At 42.4% G+C, this 15,993-nt stretch carries 13 protein-coding genes; 1 reads left to right on the forward strand and 12 read right to left on the reverse strand.

Annotated features, from left to right (window positions below):
• Nucleotides 1–35: 35 nt before the first annotated feature.
• The 5 genes from BBW65_RS06720 to BBW65_RS06740 all read right to left on the reverse strand — a co-directional run bounded on the left by BBW65_RS06720 (nucleotide 36) and on the right by BBW65_RS06740 (nucleotide 6,976).
• A complete protein-coding gene (locus BBW65_RS06720; RefSeq protein WP_066341315.1) occupies nucleotides 36–1,133 on the reverse strand; it encodes an NAD(P)-dependent alcohol dehydrogenase in 1,098 nt (365 codons plus the stop codon).
• A gap of 81 nt (nucleotides 1,134–1,214) precedes the next feature.
• Nucleotides 1,215–2,357 carry an SEL1-like repeat protein gene (locus BBW65_RS06725; protein ID WP_066341317.1) on the reverse strand — a complete coding sequence of 381 codons (1,143 nt, stop codon included), beginning with the start codon at nucleotides 2,355–2,357 and terminating at the stop codon, nucleotides 1,215–1,217.
• A 54-nt stretch (nucleotides 2,358–2,411) separates the two neighbouring features.
• Nucleotides 2,412–3,617 (reverse strand): 2,3,4,5-tetrahydropyridine-2,6-carboxylate N-succinyltransferase, encoded by a 1,206-nt coding sequence (locus tag BBW65_RS06730; protein ID WP_066341319.1) that lies wholly within the window; start codon nucleotides 3,615–3,617, stop codon nucleotides 2,412–2,414.
• A gap of 262 nt (nucleotides 3,618–3,879) precedes the next feature.
• Nucleotides 3,880–5,328 (reverse strand): autotransporter outer membrane beta-barrel domain-containing protein, encoded by a 1,449-nt coding sequence (locus BBW65_RS06735; protein WP_066341321.1) that lies wholly within the window; start codon nucleotides 5,326–5,328, stop codon nucleotides 3,880–3,882.
• Nucleotides 5,303–6,976: a hypothetical protein gene (locus BBW65_RS06740; protein ID WP_066341322.1), complete on the reverse strand. Its 1,674-nt coding sequence runs from the start codon at nucleotides 6,974–6,976 to the stop codon at nucleotides 5,303–5,305. Before BBW65_RS06740 ends, BBW65_RS06735 begins: the two co-directional genes overlap by 26 nt.
• Before the next feature lie 319 nt (nucleotides 6,977–7,295).
• Between BBW65_RS06740 and BBW65_RS06745 the strand changes: the two genes are divergently transcribed.
• Nucleotides 7,296–9,119, forward strand: a complete 1,824-nt coding sequence (locus BBW65_RS06745) for a mechanosensitive ion channel family protein (protein ID WP_199919419.1) — start codon at nucleotides 7,296–7,298, stop codon at nucleotides 9,117–9,119.
• Here BBW65_RS06745 and BBW65_RS06750 read toward each other — a convergent pair.
• From BBW65_RS06750 to plsX, 7 genes are all read right to left on the reverse strand, one after another.
• Nucleotides 9,108–10,790 (reverse strand): DEAD/DEAH box helicase family protein, encoded by a 1,683-nt coding sequence (locus BBW65_RS06750; RefSeq protein WP_066341326.1) that lies wholly within the window; start codon nucleotides 10,788–10,790, stop codon nucleotides 9,108–9,110. The genes BBW65_RS06745 and BBW65_RS06750 overlap by 12 nt on opposite strands.
• Nucleotides 10,784–11,392 (reverse strand): outer membrane beta-barrel protein, encoded by a 609-nt coding sequence (locus BBW65_RS06755; protein WP_066341328.1) that lies wholly within the window; start codon nucleotides 11,390–11,392, stop codon nucleotides 10,784–10,786. The genes BBW65_RS06750 and BBW65_RS06755 overlap by 7 nt, the downstream gene beginning before the upstream one ends.
• 2 nt (nucleotides 11,393–11,394) lie before the next feature.
• Nucleotides 11,395–12,090 carry a bifunctional demethylmenaquinone methyltransferase/2-methoxy-6-polyprenyl-1,4-benzoquinol methylase UbiE gene (ubiE, locus tag BBW65_RS06760; protein WP_066341330.1) on the reverse strand — a complete coding sequence of 232 codons (696 nt, stop codon included), beginning with the start codon at nucleotides 12,088–12,090 and terminating at the stop codon, nucleotides 11,395–11,397.
• Nucleotides 12,087–13,484 carry an argininosuccinate lyase gene (gene argH / locus BBW65_RS06765; protein WP_066341332.1) on the reverse strand — a complete coding sequence of 466 codons (1,398 nt, stop codon included), beginning with the start codon at nucleotides 13,482–13,484 and terminating at the stop codon, nucleotides 12,087–12,089. The genes ubiE and argH overlap by 4 nt, the downstream gene beginning before the upstream one ends.
• Before the next feature lies 1 nt (nucleotide 13,485).
• A complete protein-coding gene (gene hemJ, locus BBW65_RS06770) occupies nucleotides 13,486–13,938 on the reverse strand; it encodes a protoporphyrinogen oxidase HemJ (protein WP_066341334.1) in 453 nt (150 codons plus the stop codon).
• A gap of 62 nt (nucleotides 13,939–14,000) precedes the next feature.
• A complete protein-coding gene (locus BBW65_RS06775; RefSeq protein WP_066341335.1) occupies nucleotides 14,001–14,996 on the reverse strand; it encodes a beta-ketoacyl-ACP synthase III in 996 nt (331 codons plus the stop codon).
• Between the two features lie 15 nt (nucleotides 14,997–15,011).
• Nucleotides 15,012–15,992, reverse strand: a complete 981-nt coding sequence (gene plsX / locus BBW65_RS06780) for a phosphate acyltransferase PlsX (protein WP_066341337.1) — start codon at nucleotides 15,990–15,992, stop codon at nucleotides 15,012–15,014.
• Nucleotide 15,993 lies beyond the last annotated feature (1 nt).

Consider the following 15,993-nt stretch of genomic DNA (forward strand, 5'->3'; position numbering starts at 1 on the left):
AAAGAGACCATACCGAGGAGAGGGGGAGAGAGAATCTACCCCTTGAGGCTTTTCATATCGATGACAAATCTAAACTGCACATCGCTTTTTAGCACACGCTCATAAGCTTTGTCAATCTCTTGTATGCTGATGTTTTCTGTCATCGGATAAATCCCCTTTTGCACCGAATAATCAAGCATTTCTTGCGTTTCTTTGATGCCCCCAATCAACGAGGAGGAGAGTTTGCGTCTGAAATTCCAAATAAATACATTTGTGTCCAAAGTCGCAGGATTGTGGAATGATGGAAGTCCCACGATGATCATCTCACCTTTAGGTTTGAGCATTTTGATATAGTCTGAAATCTCGTAATTGGCAGCAACGGTGCTTAGGATGACGCGGAAGTGTTTGGTGTATTTTTCTAGCTCTTGAGTGTCTTTCACATTGATGAAGTTTTTGGCTCCAAGTTTGTAGGCGAGTTCTCTTTTGTTTTCACTTGTTGCAAACACGCTCACATTGGCACCAAAACTTGAGGCATATTGCACTGCCATATGCCCTAGTCCTCCAAGTCCGACGATAGCCACTTCATCTCCTTTGCCCACATTAGTTGCACGCAAGGGAGAATAGGTGGTGATCCCTGCACAGAGCAAAGGAGCGACTTTGGAGAGATCAGCAGTTTTGGGGATCAGAATCGCAAAATTTTCATTTACGACAATATTATTAGAATATCCACCTTGAGTGTAGTCATTGTCATTAAAAACATCATCAAATCCATAAGTCAAAATAACCTTTTCGCAATATTGTTCTTCATCTTCTTGACACGATTCGCAGGTTTGGCAAGAATTGACCATACAGCCCACTCCTACCCAATCGCCGACTTTGAACTTGGAGACTTTGCTCCCTACGGCAATGACTTCTCCTGCGATTTCATGTCCGGGGATGAGGGGGTATTGCTTGTCTCCCCACTCTCCACGCACGGTGTGGATATCACTATGGCAAATCCCTGCATATAGAATCTCAATAAGGAGATCATACTCTCCGACGGCACGACGCTTGAACTCATAGGGTTGGAATGTGCCATCTTTGGAAAAAACGGCATAGCCTTTGGAGCTGATTGGTTGTGATTCTTTGAATTCTGTGAGGTTTGTTTGTCTCATATCATTTCCTTGGTGTATAAAATTTCAAGAAATGATAATGAGTGAGAGTGTATAGATGGCAACAACGCAGGGCGTAGGTGGCTATCTGCCAAACAATTTGATACGCCCACTATTGTTGGAGTTCATAATCCTGTAGTTTTGACAAGCTGTTTCAAAGCCGTTTTGGCACGCAAAGGCGAAGAGATCCATTGCTCTAAGGCGATCTTGCAAGACTCCGCGTCCATTGTCAAAAAGCACTCCCAAGTTGTTGCACGCACTAAGAACGCCATTTTGGCAAGCTATATCAAAATATTTTGCTGCATTGAAATAATTGATAGGGGAACCCGCATCGCCAGTGGCATAGAGATAGCCCAAATTGGCACAGCCGATCATATCGCCTTGAGAACAAGCGATGTAGTTCATATCAATCGCTCCCAATTTGTCTTTGTCGATCCCATAGACATTGTAGGTATTGCTCATTAGCCCTAGATTGTAGCACCCCAGCTCACTGCCAAGATTACAAGCCCTATAATAAGAGTTGAGTGCTTGTTGATAGTTTTTGGGAGTGCCGACACCATTGGCTTGCATCCAGCCCAAATTGGTGCAAGCGATTGTGTCTCCACCATCACACCCCAAGAGGTAATATTGGAGAGCTTTTGCTTTGTCGATTGGAACACCTGCATTGCCATCATCATAGAGGATGCCCAAATTGGTGCAAGCGACTGCGTCTCCACCGGCACAAGCTTGTTGGTAGAGAGTCATTGCTTTGTTTTGATTGTTGAGTGTTCCTTGTCCATACATATACATCAATCCTGCACCGAAGCACCCTGCAGGGTTGCCCTCCTCACAAGATTGGGAGAAAAGCTTGAGGGCTTGTTTCATTTTGCCTTTTTTGGCAAGATCGACGGCGGCATTGAGCGTTGGTTTAGCTTGGAAGCGATCGCGTGCAAAATTGTCAGCATAAGTTGGTGCAATGTCTCTTGTAAGTTTTGGAGGAGCAGGAGGGGCAGGTGGAGTGCTTTGGGCTTGTGCGTTGTTTGGTACTTTGTTTTGAGCGGCACTCTCTTGTGTCGTGTTTTCTGACTTTTGATTCTCTTCATTTTTGGGTTGTGGAGTTTGGGCATTGGCAACTTGAGTGGATTGCTCCTTGTTTTGCTCTTGAGGGGGTGTTTGATTGGGATCTCCCTCTGCAGAGCATAGCAAACTCGCTCCCAAAATCACTGCAAAAAAAATCTTTGGCAACATATTAACTCCTAAACTTATGGATTTGATAGCCAAAAAGCAAAAGGCATTCCACTATTAGTGCAAAGCCTCGTTGAGCTTGATTTCACGATTACTGCGGAAAGCAACCATTTTGCCACTTTGAGAATCTTGTCTGAAATGGATTCCATTCTTTTTGGAAAGCTCTCTGCCTTTGTAGAGTCCGTTTTGGTTGATTTCAAAATCAGGATTGATCGCTTGAATTTTCTCTGCTTCTTCTTGCGTGATTACAAAAATTGTCCCCACTAGAACCGCAATGCCTCCATCTACGATACACCCATCACCTAGGCTAATCCCTGTAGAGCTATTGACGCTCAACAGACAATTTTTGCCAATGCTGATTGGGTCACTATTGCCCCCACTAAGCACACCCAAAATACTTGCTCCACCACCGATATCTGTGCCCTCGCCAACAACTACAGAGGAGGAGATACGCCCTTCATTCATACAAGCACCCATCGCACCAGAATTGAAATTCACATAACTTGCACCAGGCATTTGTGTATAGCCCCCAGTGCCAAGATACGCACCAAAACGCGTTTTGGCTGTGTCAAGCAAACGGATATTGTCGTATTGAGGAATGACTTGCATCAAATAGCGTGGAAATTTATCAACGAAGTCAATATGAGGAAACTCCCCTCTCATTTTGAGCTCTATCTCTCGTTCTCTAAGATAGCTCAGTTCATAGGGCTTGTTGCCACTCCAAGCGACATTTTCAAGCAAACCAAAAATGCCATCTAAGACAAGACTTCTAAGAGGAGCTTTGCCCAAAGAGAGTGCAAGGAGCTTCATATATGCGGTTTCAACGCTTTGGCAAGGCACATCTTGATAGATGACACAGAATCTAAACTTGCTTTTGCCTCCTTTGACAAACAGCCCCTCTTGCCTTTGTGCTCTTTGAAGCTCTAGCAAGACTTGGATGTTTGGGTGTGTGGTCGGATCGCTTTGTGCGTGAGCCAAATAGGGTGAGAATAGATTGAGGGCTTCTGTGATGAACTCTTGATTGATTGCAAAGATGGATTCACTCTCGCTGTTGTGTAGAGGAATTGCTTTTTGACTTGCCTTGAGAAACACAGCAAAGCTTTTGAGGTTTTCGCCCCAATTGAGCACAGGGAAAGTGGCACAAAGCGTTTTGCCATTTGTTTTGCCAATGTCAATGCGTGCGATCCCAAAGCCGATAGGGGTGCGATAAGAAGGTGAGTTTTGGATTTCTTGGATGGTTTGATTGAAATTTTCGATACTCATTGTTTTCTCCAAAGTTGAATTTTATGCACATTCTATCAAATTCTGATATGCCTTTTGTGTTTATCAAGATTTGAATGCCAAACTTTTGGTATTTTGATCTCTAGGTGGAAATCACACTAGATGTTCTCTGCTTGTATCTTGCGATCAGCACTACACTATGCTCTTGTGTTTTGATCTGTTTTTGGCGAGACTTGTTTGGTGGATCCTCTAGAATCTCGCTTTTGCCAAAAGCAAGCTTACTTTGCCCCCCTTGAGTTTCCCCCTACATATCCCCTTGCACTTTCAAAGGAGCTTTGTTTGTTTCTATTTCTATCATTTTGTCTTTTTCTACTTGCTCTGCTCCTCTACCTTTCACCACTTTCACCCCTCTCCCTTTCTCCCCAAACCCATATCTCACTCCTAGATTGATCTGATAGTCTGTCACTACTTTGCCTCCAAAACTTCTCTCAAAATCAAAGTAGATTCTAGTGTTGTCTTTGACTTCAAGATTTGTCCCTACATTGATCACTCCTTTTGCAGAAGAAGTGAAAGGAGTAAGAACACTTTGAGTTCCTATACCTGTTCTAGAATTAATCTCTCCACCGATAAGATAATCATAAACAAAGTAAGTCCCTAGATAAAGCTTTGCTTGGAATCCTTTTTCTTTTGGAATATCAAATGTATATCCAACATCAGAACCTATCCTATTGCTTAGAGTGATGATGTTTTCTTGAGTGCTATTGAGTGTATAGATCCCATTCTTTTGATTGAGGTTACCACGACTGAGGTATCCAAATGCCACTTCTGCTTGAGGAGTGATAAACCATTGCTGATCTCCTAGCAAGAAACGATAACCCACTTCCTCACTTAGAGTGAAAGCAGTGTTACTCATAGCACTTGCTGTCGCTCCTACTAGCTTCGCATCACTTGTGATATAGCTAAACTTGAGAATGCTATCACTATACAAACCATTGCTCCACCCATTGAGAGAAGAAGCACCATTTTGCACATAGGCATTATAGAGAGCAAACTCTATGGCATTGGAAGTCATAGAAGTGATCCCTCTATTAGTTCCATTGATTTCACTCACATTCTTTGCTTTTGTAGTAGAGTTGGCATAAGAGAGAGCAAACCCTATGTAGTTATTAGCTCCCTCAAAGCCTACAGCATAATCATAACCTGCTTGAATGGTTGTATAGATTGTTTGAGATTGGATACCAAAGTTTAAGCTTTGAGAACCATTAAACACTCTAGCCCATACTCCTTGAGCATTTGTAGTATCTCTTAGCTCTCCCATTCTTTTGTTCAAAGAATTGAAATTAGCAAGATAAAGAGCATAAGTCGAACCCATCGTAGAGGCTGTGATGTCTTGACTTGTTTGGGTGATGCCTGTAGAGCTTAGAGATTGAATGAAGTAGGTTTTGTGAGTATTGCTACCCACTTTGCCATCTTTATCTGTATTAACACCATTTGTAAGTGTGGTTCTGATAGTTTCAAAGCCTAAAAATTGTGTTGCACCTTTGAAAGTGATATTTGTGCCATCTTTGACTGTGGCGACTGCGATGTTGCTCACTTCCTCTGTGCCTTTGCCTTGTGTGTATTTGATAGATTTTAGATTTTCACCTTTTGCTGTAGCTATGATGTAATGCACTCCTGCTGTTCCTGATTCTACGATAATGCGATCAGAATAGGCGTGAGTGCCACCTCTATTTGTTGAAGTTTGCCCCCCCAAGTGTTGCGTCAGGTGCGTTGGGATCTGCGAAAACTTTGAAAAGCAAATTATTTGCTTGAAGTCCTGTAGCATCTGTCTTTCCTATGGTTAAAAGATTGAAGCCATTTGTTGCTTGACTTGTATCACTTCCAATATCAATGCTATTGCTTCCACTGCCTCTAAGTGTGGTGATTACATTGTTTGTGCCTTGAAGTGTAAGGGTGCTTGAATGGAGAGAAAACTCATTAATACCACTACCTGTTGCCTCTACATTGCCTACGATTTTTACAACTCCTTGACTGCTATTGATGTAATTACTTCCACCATTGGCTTCTATTTTGGTTGTAACTGTTAAATTTTGAATCAAAATCTTATTTGTTCCACCTCCTTTGATTGTGCCAACGGTGAGCGTGCCTCTAGCAATGTTGGCAGTGGTGGGGCTTGTAGCTGTGGTAGTTTCACTCAAATCTTTGGCTTCACTAGCATTGTTTAAAAATCCCTTGCCGATTAGATTATGTCCTTTTAGAGTGTTGCCTGCTGAATTTGCTACACCTGAATCAATGGTTTGAATAGTTAATGTGTTATTACTACCCTCAAGGCTGATAATATTGCGACGATAAGAGTCCTTATGAGCTGTTTCAAGTTTGTTAAGGTGGAGAGTGGCTTCTCCTTTGAATAAAATGAAATTTTGTGCTTTTGCTGTTGCATTAGGATGATAATTATCATAGTAAAAGTTTGGTTTTGCAACGATATTGATTAATTTGTCTTGTTCTCCAATCTGCCCCTTGTCTGCAAAAAGGATTTTGTTGCAAGCATTGCGAGATGCTCCAGATTGTGCCAAAATCTCTCCAAGAGTAGTGGTTATGATTTTATTCTCATTACCCTTAAAAGTGAAATTGTTATTGACATTTGTATTGTAACCTGCAAAGGCTTCCAAACCTTGTATATAGCCATAACTCTTGATATTGCCCTCTACATTTCCTCTACCTTCAAAGATAAAATTCACACCTCCTTCGGCTTTATAGTTTTCTAAACTTCCTTTGAAATTTGCCCCATTTTTGAAAGTAAAAGTCGTTTTAATTTGATTGAAAAGGAATTTTTGGTCAACTTTTCGTCCCATTACTTTGAGATTTCCTTCCATATCTTTACTAAAAACTGCTTCCACCTTGTCGTTGATAGAATTCCCAGCCCTAATAGTGATATTGCCTTTGAAAGCAGTGTTTTGTGTTGTTCCATTGAAATTGAGATTCATCTTGCGTGCGAAAGTCCCTTGTCTAGCGTCCCCTTCAAAATTAACTTCGAGATTCTTTATTTGAAGTCCTGCTCCTGTGTTGGTGAGTTGAAAGATTGCTTGATTGCCACCTAAAGAGAGCGTGAGATTGTTCCCTGCTAGAGTCTCTCCTATATTTCCGCTTGTTTGAAGTTGAAAAGTTAGATTATCGATAGAAGTAGAGGTATTGTATTTGAGCTCTTTGAAACCAGACTTATCTCCAAAAGTGATACCGGTGTATGGTGTATTCGCTGTGCCACCAGTGCCATAGCAGATAGGATTTTGGCTTGTGGAGGGACAATTGGCTGCACTAGTCACACTTACACTCAAAGCTAGAGCCAACGAAGTGGCGATGAGAGGCTTGAAAGAATGGGAGAGAGGGTTATTTGTTGGATACATCAGAAACTCCTTTTGGGTGATTTTGTTAGATTATATAAAAAGTTAATGGATGGTAACAATAAAGTGCATAAAAAACAAAAAATTGTTTTTCAGAGCGTATGGATCTTTTGAATTTTGCAAGACAACGATAGATCATTGCGTCGTATTTCAGGGGGTTTGGTTGCAAAATGTGTCATTTGTTACCATTGAATATTTTGCTATTGATTTTGATTGTTAGAAATTTATTTTGTATAAAAGCTTAAGTTGTTGGATGGGGGGGGGTGCGTGGTTTGCCACCAATGCGATAGCATTTTGTATAATTTTTATTTTGGAGGTTTTGATGCGTTTTTTGGTGTTGTTGTTCCCTTTGTTTTTGATGTGTGCCGGACTTGAGGGTGTGATCGATGAAGTGGTGGAGCTCAATCTACAAAATTTCCACAACAAAAATCAAGCAGATTATACGCAGGAAAATATCAGAATCTCTAAGCAAAAACTTGCTCTAATGCGTGAGGTGATCGCTCTAAGCACACAGAGAGAAGAGATCGCACCTTTTTCCAAAGATAGTGAGATCACAGTGCTTCAAAACGAGATTGAAGCAAACGAACAGATACAAAATGCCTATCTTGTCGCACTCAATACTATCAGCCTCAACACATTACTCGCAGAAAAAAAGCTGATTGCAGGTATCATCAAATTGCAGAGCAAAAACCATCTTTTCACCACGCACACAGAGATCAAAAGCATTTTGCAGAATCATCTAGAGGAGATTCAAAATCTTGAAGTGATACCACTACAGGCGTTAAGTGCTGAGCAGAAGCAACAACTGCAACAGGCGTTGCAAACTTTCAAAATCACGATGAGTAGCTATGCAGAGATTCTGTCGTTTTTGCAATTTAATATCGCAGATTTGATCCCCCAAAGCATTTGGACCAAAATCAGTCTAGCTTGGGTGCTTCAGAATCTCGCGACTCTGTTCCCTCAAGGTTTGCAAGAGCCCATATTTAGCAAACTTGCCTTGAGCATTGGGGTGATATTGGTGTCGTTTTTTGCTCGTAAGGTTTTGTCTAGTTTGATCGTGCGTGGTATCGGCTATCTTGCACATTTGTTCAAAAGCAAAGATATTCAAGACAAGCTCAAAGAGCAGATTGCGATGCCTATTTTGTGGCTCGTATTGATTTTTGGGGTAGATGTTGCTACGGCGATTTTGTTTTATCCTCATTCCCCATTCAAAAAATTTGATATGTGGATCAATTGTGCTTATATTTTGACTTTTGGTTGGTTGAGTATTTTGCTATTTAGGGGGTATGGAATCGCGTTGCTAGGGAGTTTGGCACAGAAAAACAAAGACACTTTTAGGCGTGAAGTGATCAATCTTTTGCTCAAGATTATTTACTTTATGATCATTGTGATTGTGATTTTGGTGCTACTGAAAAATTTTGGCTTCAATGTTTCAGCGATTATTGCTTCATTGGGGATTGGGGGGTTGGCTGTTGCATTGGCAATCAAAGATATGTTGGCAAACTTTTTTGCGTCTGTGGTGCTTTTGTTTGACAACTCTTTCAATCAAGGGGATTGGATCGTGTGTGGAAATATCGAAGGCACGGTGGTTGAAATGGGGCTTAGACGCACGACGATTCGCACCTTTGATAATGCTTTGCTTTTTGTGCCAAACTCTTTACTTGCCAATGAATGTGTGCGTAATTGGAATCGTCGCAAAGTCGGTAGGCGTATCAGAATGCAGATTGGATTGACTTATAGTTCCACCCCTGAGCAGATTTTGCAATGTGTTGAGGACATCAAAGCAATGCTCAACGCACATCCCAAAATCGCCAAGGCTACAGATGAACATACACCACTAAGCCACTATGAAATGGATCTGAAAAAAAACATCGTGTCTTTGGATGATTTGCTAGGCTACAAAAACAATCTGTTTGTAGTGGTTGATGAGTTTGCAGGAAGTTCGATCAATATTTTGGTGTATTGTTTTTCTACGACTGTGGTTTGGGGGGAATGGCTTGCAGTGCGTCAAGAAGTGATGATTGAGATTATGAAAATTTTGCAAAAAAACAATCTAAGCTTTGCTTTCCCAAGCCAAAGTATCTATGTGGAGAGTTTGCCAGATACGATAGAGCGAGGGTTTGGGCTCAAGCAATCAAAAATCTAAGCTCAAATCAGGGGTGATGATTGTGTGGTTTTTGATCGCTTCGTTGATGAGTGCAGTGATGAATTGCTGTGGCATTTGTTGCCATTGCTTTGCATCACAAACCAAAATCAGATGTTTTTTGACGCGTGAGATGGCGACATTGAGTGCGTTGAGTGCTTGAGGGTTGGCAGAATCTGTGAGGTGGTAGTGGAGTTGGACGGGTGAAAAAATCACACAATCAAACTCTTGCCCTTGAGATTTGTGGATTGTGAAAATGCGTTCATAATGCACAGAATGCTGAATCAAAAGTTGCCTTTGTTTGACAAAAGGCGTGATGATGGCATAATCGCCTCGGAGCTTGTGGAGAAGTTTTTTGACCGCTAGGGCTTCTTGAGGGTTTGTGTGCTTACTTGGGGGCGTGTTTGCTGCAGAGAGTTCTTGGGTGTCTAGGAATCTTGCCGTATCACAGAGCCAAATTTGACTATGCCCCTCTCCGCTAAGTTTGTTGTGATAGATGTAATCATTGAGGATTTGTGCAAGGTTTTTGCCATAGCGGTAGGTGTGGCGTAGGATGGAAGTTTGGGTATGTTGGAAATGGAGCTGTTTTTGGTTTAGGATTTCATCTTGATTGTGGGTGAAAAGCGTCTCTAGAAAAAGGGCGTTGAGATTCCAAAGTTTGATTTTTGGGTGGAGTTCCAAATCTTTGGGGGAGGCTTCGCAAACAGGCATTAGCTGTTTGTGATCGCCTAGCATTGTGATTGGGGAGGAGTTGGCACATAGGCTGACTGCTTTGATCAGTGGGGCGAAGGCACATTCATCCAAAAAGATATGATCAAATTGGCATTTGAGGTTGGCATAGCGTTTGATGAAGCCATCAAGCGTCATTGCAAAAACTTTTGCTTCTTTGATGCGATCCTTGGAGTTGTTGTAAGTGAATAGGCTCAATTGATCTTGGCGGATGGATCCACTATCGCAAACCTCTGGAAAGTGGCTCAAAAACTCAAGGCTAGGAATCCCAAAACGCAAAAACAGATTGCGTGAAATCTGCAAATCATCAGCTTTTTTGATGATTGTTTTGAGGGCTTGTTCTAGAGCGTGATTGGTGGGTGCGATGATGGCAATCTTTTTTTGTCTTTTGATGAGGATTAGCACGGATTCAAACAAGACTCGTTGGGTTTTGCCTGTGCCTGGAGCCCCCCAAATGTAGCTTAAAGGTGCAGAGAAAATTTTGCCAATCGCTTTTTGTTGCTCGATGCTCAAGCGATCTGTTGGCAACTCTTCGGGTGTGAGGGGTTGCTGTGGTGTGGAGGGGAGATGGATGGCAAAATGTGCAAAAAAATCACGCGTGTTTGCGACCAAAAACTTCAAATCCGTAATCAAAGTGAGCTGATGTGCGTTTTGGTGTATTTGCTCTAGAAGCTGTGCCTCTGCGATATGAAGCACAAGAATGGCACCCTTTTCATCATAGGTTTCCACCTTGATACTTTCTTCTTCGCCAATAGCATAATCTTGTTGCATAAAACGCACAAGCAAACCATCAAGACCAAAGATTTTTTGCCCCAAATAAATAGTGATGCCCGCAAGGGTAGGGATTTTGCTTTTGATTCTAAGCTCTTCTACCCCAAGTTGATTGTCTTGGAGGTATTGATAATACTCTTGTGCAGAGTGGATGAGCAGTTCTTGATTTACCAAAAGAGTGCTTTAAATCCTACAGAAAGTTGCCCACCGCTAAACACTTTGTGCTGTTTGATGCCATTGACATTTTCAGGAAGACTGAGTGGGTTTAATGGGGCTTTGTAGAGAAACTCAATGCGTTGTTCTTTTTGTATCAATAAACTCACGCCAATACGCCAAAAAGCACTATGTGTTTCGCTTGAGAGTTTGTAGTCCTTGTAGCTTTCAGAGCTTGTCAGCATTAGGAGCCCATACTCAAATCCCCCAAAAATCCCCAAATCAGAATCACCAAGCGGGAGGAAATCTAGCATCAAATCCATCGCACCCATAAAGCTAAAAAGTCCAGCGATTTTGGTGCCATTGACATTTGGGGTTGCCAGCCCCATCGTAAATTCTCCCAAAATCCTACCGCCAATGTAGTTGTCACTATCCCAAAATTGCTCGACTCCACCATTGATACCAAGGCTATAAGAGCGAGAGGAGAAAGATTCTTGAGGAGCATTTTTGGTTTGCAGACTAAGATTCTCAAATCCAGCGACAAAGTCTCCGCCCCCAAAATATTTCAAACTTGTGCCAAATAGGCAAGTCCAGCCCAAAAGCAAAATGATCAAAAAACGCATTGTTACTCCTTTGTTGCGATAAACGCTGATGAGATGTGGAAATAATCATATTGGTGTTGGATGTGTGCAAATCCAGTTTCACGCAAATGGGCGATGAGCCTCTCAGGTGAAGCAAAATCTTCAATCGAGTTTGGCAAATACGCATAAGCCCCTTTGTTTTTGGAGATCCAGCCCCCAATCATAGGCAGGATTTTTTGGGTATAAAATTTGGCACAGGCTTGCAAAAAGTTGGGGTTTGGGTTTTGCATAAAATCCAAAATCAGAAGGGTGCCATTGGGTTTGAGGACGCGATAGAACTCTTGAAGTGCGGTAGGGTAATCACACACATTGCGTAAGCCATAGGCAATGGATAGAATATCCACACTTGCAGAATCAAGGGGGAGGCTTTGGGCTTGAGCTTGAATGAATTGGCAATTTGTGATTTTGGTCTGTGCCACTTGGAGCATTTGTTGAGCGGGGTCTATGCCAATGTATTGGGAATGAGTGGTGAGCTTTTGCCATTGCAATATCATATCCCCACTTCCACAGGCGACATCAGCGATATGGAGATGGCTTGATTTGCCTAGCGTTTTGAGAGTGCGTTTGCAACCTTCTTGACGCCATTTCGTGTCCAATCCGAAGCTCAAAATGCGATTTGTCAAATCATAGCTTGGTGCAATGTCATTAAACATCTTGATGATAGTGTCTTGTTTGCTCATTTGAGTTTTTCCATTTCAAGGTGTAGCCACTCTTGGAGCGAGGCGATTTGGGTTTTTGTTTGCTGTGTGGAAGTGCCTCCGAGGGAATTGCGTGCATCAACTGATGATTGCAATCCCAAAGCTTCTTTGACTCCGATTTGGATTCTAGAATCTTGACTTATGAGCTCTTCTTGAGTGAGTTCGCTCAAATCCACTCCTTTGTGTTCGGCATAGGCAACGATTTTGCCTGTGATGTGATGTGCCTCTCGGAAGGGGATTTGGCATTGTTGCACCAAAAAGTCTGCCAAATCCGTCGCAGTGAGATGTCCGATTTTTGCCATTTCAAGCATTTTGTGCGTATGAAAGGTGAGATCTTTGAGCGAACGCGTGAGAATCTCAAGGCTCAAAAGTGCAGTCTCTACGCTATCAAACACACTTTCTTTGTCTTCTTGCGTGTCTTTGTTGTAGGCTAGTGGTAAGCCTTTCATCACGACTAGGAGGCTGATGAGATTGCCATAACTCCTGCCGCTTTTGCCTCTTAGAAGTTCTGCGACATCGGGATTTTTTTTCTGTGGCATAATGGAGCTACCGGTAGAAAATGCATCAGAGAAGCTTACAAAACCAAACTCATAGCTACTCCATAGCACCAGCTCTTCTGCCACTCTTGAAATATGCATCATCATCATAGCGATCTCATAGAGTAGATCCAGTGCAAAATCTCTCTCACTCACAGAATCCATCGCATTGAGGGTAGGGGCGATAAATCCCAAATCTTGAGCGACACTCTCTCGATCTGTCGGATATGGCACTCCTGCCAAAGCACCAGCACCAAGAGGGGAGTAGCAATGGCGTTCAAAGCTTGAGCTCAGTCGTTGGATATCGCGTTTGAAATTGCAACACCAAGCAATGAGGTGGAAAGCGAGATTGACCGGTTGGGCGTGTTGGAGATGTGTCATCCCGGGCATAATGCTTTGGGTGTGTTGTGAGGCAATCTCTAGAAGCGTTTGGATAAGGGCAACAAGCTTTTGACGAATCTCTTGATTGCTTTGCAACACATAGAGGCGAAAATCAAGGGCAACTTGATCGTTACGCGATCGTGCCGTATGGAGTTTTTTGCCTGTGTCGCCGATTTTTGAGATGAGTGCCCCTTCGATAGCCATGTGAATGTCTTCATCGCCAAGGTTGAACTCAAAAGTCCCATCAGTAATTTCTTGAGCGATTGCATCAAGCCCCTGCCAAATTTGCTGAAGTTCTGCTTCGTTGAGCAAACCAATTTTGTGGAGCATTTTTGAGTGTGCTTTGGAGCCGATGATGTCTTGTTGCCAAAGTTTTTGATCAAAAGGGATAGAGGCATTGAATGCATCAAGTAGGGCTGAAGTGTTTTGCTCAAAGCGTCCTGACCATAATTTCGCCATTTTATCCTCCAAAACTAGGTTGAAAAATCACCAGATAGACGATGCCAATGAGGATGAGCGTCGGGATTTCATTGAAAAACCGGAAAAATTTATGACTTTTGGTGCAAGTGCCTTTGGCAAATTGCTTCATAAAATAGCCACAGAGGAAATGGTATGCCAACAACAGCAGAGCCAAAAACATTTTGATATGGAGCCAAGGAGCGTGTCTGAGGAATTCTGCACCACCCATTTGATAAATCAAAGCCCCACCACTCAAAAAAGTCGCAATCATCGCAGGATAACCAATGCAGTAATAGAGTTTGCTTTCTTGGATTGTCACCACAGAGCAAAAGCCCTCATTGTGCCGATATTGAGCGTGATAAACGAAAAGACGAGGGATATAAAACAGCATCGCCATCCAGGAAACAAAAGATGCGATATGTATGACTTTGAGCCACTGATAGATTTCTTCCATTGATACTCCTTATGATGTAATTGAGCATTGATCCATTGAAGTGGAAACAATGGGCACAAGGATCAGTCTCCTCCAAAAGCCACAAGGGCTGAACCCCAAGTCAGTCCTCCACCAAAGGCATCAAAGAGCAATAGATCTCCTTTTTTGATCCCACCTTTTTCATAAGCCTCATTACAAGCCATCGGAATCGAGGCTGCTGAAGTGTTGCCGAAGCGATCTACCGTGATATAGACTTGTTCTGGTGTGAAATCAAGCATACCACCTACTGCCGAGATGATTCTAAGATTGGCTTGATGGGGGATGAAATATTTGATTTGTTGAGGTGCGATGTGGTTTCTCTCTAGAATATCTTCTACATCTTTTGCGAGTGTTTTGACTGCGACTTTGAAAGTTTCATTTCCTTTCATTTTGATAAATTGCTGTGAAGCGTCAAGATTGGTTTGGCTAAAAGGACTGCGACTCCCGCCAGCAGGGGTGATCAAAAAGTCACTATATTGTCCATCTGCACTAATATGCACATCCAAAATCGCTTCATTTTTGTTTTCTGTGGCACCGATGACAGACGCTCCAGCACCATCGCCAAACAAAACACAGGTGCTACGATCTTTGAAATCTAGATAGGAGCTGATTTTTTCTGCCCCAATGATTAGGATGTTTTTGTAAGTTTGTGATTGAATATAGGCTTTGGCTAAGGAGAGTAGATAAATGTATCCACTGCAGGCTGTTGTGATGTCAAAGCAGGGGCGATTGCGTATCCCAAGATTATGTGCAACGATACAGGCAGTGGAAGGCATCCCAATGAAATCAGGACTCAAAGTTGCGACAATCACCATATCAATGTCTTCAGGCTTGAGACCTGCACGCTGGATAGCAATACGACCCGCCTTTGTAGCCAAATCACTTGAAGCCTCATCATCTGAAGCAAAATAGCGTGTTTTGATCCCCGTGCGTTTGGTGATCCACTCATCACTTGTATCAACTATTTTTTCAAAATCCGCATTGCTGATGCAACGATCTGGGACATAAGAGGCAATCGATCTGAGTGAAGCATAAACCATATCCAAACTCCTTAGTTATTTTTGGGTAAAAGCATATTCAATTTTTTCGCAAACACGACTCTCAATCGTATAAATTGCCTGATAAATTGCACATTCAATTGCTCTAGCATTACTACTTCCGTGACTGATGATCACAGGTTTTTGGACACCTAGCAAAGGTGCACCGCCATATTCGGAATGATCGGTTTTTTTCTTGAGAGAGGCAAAAACACCCTTCATCAAAAAAGCTCCAAGCATTGATAAATACGACTTTTTGATTTCTGTTTTTAGAATCTTGCCAATGGCTTGTGCGACTCCTTCACTAGTTTTGAGCACAACATTACCAATAAACCCATCACAAACAATGACATCAAAATTGCCATCAAAGAGGTTTTTGCCCTCTGCGTTGCCTGCAAAAAAAGGCAACGATTTTAAGAGAGCAAAGCTTTCTTTTGTGAGCTCATTGCCCTTTGTGTCTTCTTCACCATTGCTGAGAAGCCCGATTTTGGGGTTTTGTATCCCCATCACACTTTTGGCATATTCATAGCCCATCAGTGCAAAATCTACAAGATATTCAGGTTTGCAGTCTGTGTTGGCACCCGCATCAAGCAAAAGCGTGTATTTGTCTTGACTTGTGGGCATAAGCGTGCAGATTGCAGGACGCGAAACACCTTTGATACGCCCAATCCTCAATGTCGCAAGGCTCATACTTGCTCCACTATGTCCTGCAGAAATCAAAGCATCTGCTTGATCGTTTTTCAACATTTCCATTCCCAAATAGATCGAGCTTTCTGTGCGTTTGATAGCACTAGAGGCAGGTTCTTCCATCTTGATAAAATCTGCAGTATGGTGGATTTGGATTTGATGAGATATGGAGGCGGGGATAAGAGGCTTGATCTGATGTTCATCACCAACGACAATAGGAGTGAAGCACCGCTGTTTGAGTGCTTGGACTAACCCTTGTATGATTGGTTGCACCCCATAATCACCCCCCATTGCATCGATGATAATCTTCATT

It is taken from the genome of Helicobacter enhydrae, from assembly GCF_001693335.1.
Lineage (GTDB): Bacteria > Campylobacterota > Campylobacteria > Campylobacterales > Helicobacteraceae > Helicobacter_G > Helicobacter_G enhydrae.